Origin of the sequence: Brooklawnia sp., assembly GCF_032229645.1 — a bacterium.
Classification (GTDB): domain Bacteria; phylum Actinomycetota; class Actinomycetes; order Propionibacteriales; family Propionibacteriaceae; genus Brooklawnia.
In genome coordinates this window covers 6,937-11,038 of record NZ_JAVTWX010000059.1, presented here as the reverse complement: position 1 = coordinate 11,038, position 4,102 = coordinate 6,937, and the positions used below count along the sequence as shown (strand labels likewise).

Here is a 4,102-nt window from a genome sequence, read left to right as displayed (position 1 = left end):
TGGGTGTAGCTGAAGATGTGACCGACGTGTAGCGAGCCCGACACGGTGGGTGGCGGGGTGTCGATCGCGAAAACTTGCTCACGGGATTCGGGACGGGTGAATGCAAAGGTGCCTTCATCGCGCCAGCGCGCCGCCCAGCGGTCTTCCAGGCCCTCGAGCACCGGACGCTCCGGTACCTGCCAACCGGTCTGATCGGCGACCGGCGAGGACATGCTGGATTCAAAACTCATGATGTGCATCCTAACGAGTCCGGCCGACCGTCAGCATCTTGGACGATCGGCCGGACTCGTTGACGAGTAGCGACAGTCTGATCTGCCGGTCGCCAGTGGGCCACCGGTGGGGGGCTACCCGGCGAGCTGCTTGATGGTCTCGAGCATCGCGTCTGAGCTGGCGAGGTCAGAACTCGACGGGCTCCACTGATTGCCGTTGACGGTGAAGGTGGGCGTTGCCTTGACCGAGCTCGGCAACGAATCCTGCATGCCGGTGACGAAATCGGAGGTGGCCTGATCGGTGAAGCAGGTCTGGAAGGCACTCAGCGCGTCGCCTTCGAGGCCGACCAGCTTGGGGTAGTCCTCACTGAGCTGCTTGTCGCTCCAGCCGTCGCCCTCAGTCGCAGGCTGGCCCGCGAAGACCGTCGTGGAGTAATCGGGGAAGACACCCTGAACATCAGCGCAGGTGGCTGCGACGGCGGCCCTGAAGGAGTTGTTGCCAGGGTAGCCGGCGTCGAGACCGTGCAGGATGTGATAGGTCAGCAGAATGTCGCCGTTGTCGGCCAGTTCCGCCAGCTTGGGCTCGACCAGCTTGGACGCCTGAGCGCAGCCCGGGCACTGGTAGTCCATATAGACGATCACCTGCGGCGCGTCGGCGGCCGGGTCGGTCGTGTTATAGACGAGCCCGGTCTTGTCGGCGTTCGCGCTCGGCGGGACGATCTGGGCCGCAGTGGAGCTGGAACTCGGCTGCGAACCGGGGTCGTCCTTCTTGCGGTTCTGGGCAACGACCACGACCACGACTGCGACGATCAGCACGGCAAGCACGATCGCGGCGGCGGTGATGATCCGGACGGTGCGCTTGCGCTGGGCTTCGGCCTGCTGCTGAGCGCGCAGCTGTTCGCGGCGGGACGCGCTGGCAGACCTGGGTGTCCCGGGCTTGCCGGACGTCGCTTGGCCCGCTGAGCCGCCTGTGCGCGGTTGATTCTGCTTGCTCTTGCTCATGTGGTCGCTTTCTCGTCGGTGGCCGGAACAGAGGTGTTGACGGCGGTGCGGCCGGCAGCGGCCGGCTCGTCGTCCTCGTCGTGGTAGAAATCGTCGGGCTGCACGGTTGCCGGAGCGAGCAGCCAGGTGTCGACGGCGAGCGCGGAGGCGGGGCGAACCCACAGCCAGATGCCACAGGCCATCAATCCGAGATCGCGCAGGATGTCTTGCACATATTTGGTTTGGGCCCCCTCGGGCAGCTCACCACCGATGGAGAAGCAGCCGCAGTCGATCTGTAGACCGTGCGACCACGCCCAGGCGATTCCGGCGATGAACACGGCCATCGCGATCGCGCCGAGGGCAGCGCTGATCCGTGTGAACAGGCCGATGATCAGCAATAGCCCGATAGCCATCTCGACGAACGGCTGGGCATAGCCGATCAGTGTCACCGACCAGCCGGGGATCGGAAGCTGGTAGAGCGCGACCTGGGTGACATTGGACTCCAGACGTCCGACTTTGAGCGCGCCCGCATAGAACAGGGCGATGCCGAGCACCAGCCGGGCGGCCAGCCCAACCCAGTCGCGCCAATCGCGGCCCATCAGCCGGGCGGCCACTCGTCTTGTCAATGCACCCACGCGCTCCATGATATCGGTGCGTCTGCGGTGGGTATCGGCTCGTGGACGAACAGTAGGCTTGCTCGATATGAGTTCATTGGTGCAGCCGTCCCGCCATGCCGGACACGACGAACTGGTCAGTTGGCTGATCAGCCGCTGGCCCGAGAGCCACCCGCAGCCCTCGCTGGAACGCATCAGCGCATTGTGCGATCTGCTTGGCGAACCGCAGAAGGCATGCCCGGTCATCCAGATCACCGGCACCAACGGCAAGGGCAGCACGGCGATCATGATCGACGCGCTATTGCGGTCGATGGGGTTGCGCACCGGCCGCTTCTCCAGCCCGCACCTGGTTGACGTAACAGAACGCATCTGTGTCGACGGCGAGCCGATCAGCGCCGAGCGCTTCGACGAGATCTGGTGGCAGATCGCACCGATGGTGCAGATGGTGGACGATCAGTTGCTCGGTGGGGTTGCGATGAGTTTCTTCGAGGTCGTCACCGCAATGGCCTATGCCGCCTTCGCGGACGCACCGGTCGACATCGCGATCGTGGAGGTCGGAATGGGTGGCCGCTGGGATGCGACGAGTGTCGCCGACGCGCGGGTCGCGGTCGTGGCACCGATCTCGCTCGACCACACCCATCTGCTGGGCAACACCATCGCCGAGATCGCGAGCGAGAAAGCCGGCATCATCAAGCCCGGATCGGTGGCGGTGCTGGCCGGCCAGACGCCGGAGGCGGCTCACGTGCTGATGACACGGTGTGTCGAGGTAGGAGCTCCGATGGTGCGCGAAGGCGTCGATTTTGCCCTGCTCGACCGGCAGCCCGCGGTGGGAGGCCAGCTGCTGCGCATCGATGCCACCGACGGCCCGATGGGCGATATCTTCTTGCCGCTGCACGGGGCGCACATGGCGCACAATGCGGCGTTGGCGGTCGCCGCAGTGGAGGCTCTGCGCGGTGCGGGCCTCAGCGGTGGGGTGATCTCCGAAGGACTCGGCGCTGTGCAGGCTCCGGCCCGGCTGGAGCCGATCGGCTCCGAACCGCTGGTGGTGCTCGACACCGCCCACAATCCACAAGGTGTTGCCGCCACGCTGGAGGGCCTGCGTGAGGCGTTCACTGCGCAGCCACTGATCGGCGTGCTGGCGATGATGCGTGACAAGGCGGTCGGCGAGGTGATGGAACTGCTCGCCGATCAGCTGGACGCGATCGTCGTGACGACCATGACGGACAACTCCCGGGCACTGAGCGTCGACGAGATCAAGGCCGCCGCCGAGGCAGCCTTCGGGCCGTCACGGGTGCATTCTGCGGCCAGTCCGGCCGGTGCGATCGACCTGGCCCGCGGCCTGGCCGAACAGGGTGGGGACGATGCCGCAGTGCTGGTGATCGGCTCGGTCTATCTGGCCGGCGAAGTGCGTGAGATCCTGAGGCAACTGGATGCCGAACTCGGGCTGTAGGGTTCCAGATATGAGCGCAATCGAACGCACCTTGGTGCTGGTCAAGCCTGATGGGGTTGCCCGCGGGCTGATCGGGCAGATCTTTTCCCGTTATGAGGCCAAGGGCCTGAGCGTCCTGGCACTCGAGATGCGTCAGGCCGATGCCGAGTTGGCCGCCCGACACTACGCCGAGCACGTCGGACGAGATTACTACCCGCAGCTGGAGTCGTTCATCACGTCGGGCCCGCTGGTGGCCCTGGTCCTCGAGGGGGAGCGTGCGATCGAGGCCGTTCGGCTGCTGAACGGTGCCACCGATTCCGCGGCGGCAGCCCCGGGCACGATTCGCGGCGACTTCTCGCTGTTCAAGAACCACAATCTCGTGCACGCCTCCGACAGCCTCGCGTCTGCCGCCCGTGAGATCGGCCTCTGGTTCCCAGAGCTGGCTTCGTGATGTCCGGCTACCAGCCGTCGCTGCCGGTGCAGCCCACCGGCTATCCGGCGTTCTGGCGGACGCCGCGCTGGCGGTGGTGGCGCGCGCTGATCGGCCTGGCCATCGGAGTCGCGGGCATGGTGCTCGCCTCGATCGCCTTGACGGCCGCGGCGATCGCCTTCGACCTGGCCACCGGCAGGATGAGCGTCGACGAGGTCTCCAGCCTTGGTCTAGATCACCTGACCCCCTCGGTATTTCTGGCGAACAATCTGGCGCTGGCCGCGCTGATCCCGGTCGCCTTCCTCATCTCGGCGGCGGTCTTCAAACAGCGCCCGGGTTTCCTGGCCAGTGTGGTCGGCCGGATGCGCTGGAGATGGCTGGGGCGCTGTGTGCTGATCATCGGTCCGATCTGGTTGCTCTACATGGGCTTCGACTGGGT

The 4,102-nt window shown here is 65.9% G+C and carries 5 protein-coding genes and 1 pseudogene; 3 read left to right on the top strand and 3 right to left on the bottom strand.

The features are described from left to right. The 3 genes from AAFP05_RS04095 to AAFP05_RS04085 form a co-directional block, all read right to left on the bottom strand. On the bottom strand, positions 1–230 hold a 230-nt coding region (locus AAFP05_RS04095; protein ID WP_341728585.1), incomplete at its 3' end, for a class I tRNA ligase family protein. A 114-nt stretch (positions 231–344) separates the two neighbouring features. After that, a complete protein-coding gene (locus AAFP05_RS04090; protein ID WP_341728584.1) occupies positions 345–1,211 on the bottom strand; it encodes a thioredoxin domain-containing protein in 867 nt (288 codons plus the stop codon). Beyond that, positions 1,208–1,825 carry a DoxX family protein gene (locus AAFP05_RS04085; RefSeq protein ID WP_341728583.1) on the bottom strand — a complete coding sequence of 206 codons (618 nt, stop codon included), beginning with the start codon at positions 1,823–1,825 and terminating at the stop codon, positions 1,208–1,210. The genes AAFP05_RS04090 and AAFP05_RS04085 overlap by 4 nt, the downstream gene beginning before the upstream one ends. 67 nt (positions 1,826–1,892) lie before the next feature. Between AAFP05_RS04085 and AAFP05_RS04080 the strand changes: the two genes are divergently transcribed. The 3 genes and pseudogenes from AAFP05_RS04080 to AAFP05_RS04070 all read left to right on the top strand — a co-directional run. Beyond that, on the top strand, positions 1,893–3,254 hold the full coding sequence (locus AAFP05_RS04080) for a cyanophycin synthetase (protein WP_341728582.1): 1,362 nt from the start codon (positions 1,893–1,895) through the stop codon (positions 3,252–3,254). A gap of 10 nt (positions 3,255–3,264) precedes the next feature. Then, positions 3,265–3,684 carry a nucleoside-diphosphate kinase gene (gene ndk, locus AAFP05_RS04075; RefSeq protein ID WP_341728581.1) on the top strand — a complete coding sequence of 140 codons (420 nt, stop codon included), beginning with the start codon at positions 3,265–3,267 and terminating at the stop codon, positions 3,682–3,684. Beyond that, a pseudogene (locus AAFP05_RS04070) lies at positions 3,684–4,102 on the top strand (hypothetical protein); the annotation flags it as partial. The gene ndk and the pseudogene AAFP05_RS04070, both read left to right, overlap by 1 nt.